The sequence below is a fragment of the Fulvivirga aurantia genome (genome assembly GCF_009711475.1).
Taxonomy (GTDB): domain Bacteria; phylum Bacteroidota; class Bacteroidia; order Cytophagales; family Cyclobacteriaceae; genus Fulvivirga; species Fulvivirga aurantia.
Genome location: NZ_SMMD01000153.1, coordinates 1 through 742, shown reverse-complemented (window position 1 = coordinate 742; position 742 = coordinate 1). Strand labels below are relative to the sequence as shown.

Below are 742 nucleotides of genomic sequence, written 5' to 3'. Positions count from 1 at the left end.
ATTTCTTAGATAGTAATCTACGCCAACTTCTGATGAAGCCAGGTCGATAGTAGTTTCTCCTGCGCAAATGAAAGATGTTTCTGCAGCAGCAACTGTTTGATCTGCAATAGGATCGATTGTTACCGTTGCTGTTTGAGCCATTTCTAAACTGCATGCAGTTCCATCATTTTGGAAATAACTCCAAGTCCCGTAATTATCTCCACTTAAAATATCCAGGTCACCATCACCATCTAAATCTGCTATTCCAGGAATGCTGTAGTTAAAGCCAGAATTAGTCAGGTTAAAAGGGTTTGTTTGAATGGTACTAAATGCAGGACTTGAACTTGTTCCTATGTTTTCCATATAATACCAACTGGCATTTGAACCACCTGATAATAAATCTAAGTCACCATCAGAATCTAAGTCTACCAATTTGGGATAGCCATAATTAGTTGGTACACTCGTGATGCCGAAAGGGTTTACCTGAGCAGCCGCAAAATTTGGAGCAGTGGCCGTGCCTATATTTTGATAGTAATAAAATGACCCACTGTTTTCACCAGCAATCATATCTAAATCACCATCATTATCTAAATCCGCAAATGATAACCCCCATGAATAGGCTTGACCATTGTTGACCAATCCAAAAGGATTAGCCTGTTCAGGACCGAAGGCTGGAGCAGTCGAAGTGCCCGTATTTTCATGATAATAATAATTTCCTCCTATCGAAGTTGCCATCATATCTAAATCACCATCATTATCTAAA

The 742-nt window shown here is 39.4% G+C and carries 1 protein-coding gene; it reads right to left on the bottom strand.

The window, feature by feature from the left end:
• Positions 1-742, bottom strand: a 742-nt coding sequence (locus tag E1176_RS00440; RefSeq protein WP_185152479.1) for an FG-GAP repeat domain-containing protein, incomplete at both ends; no start/stop codon positions are given.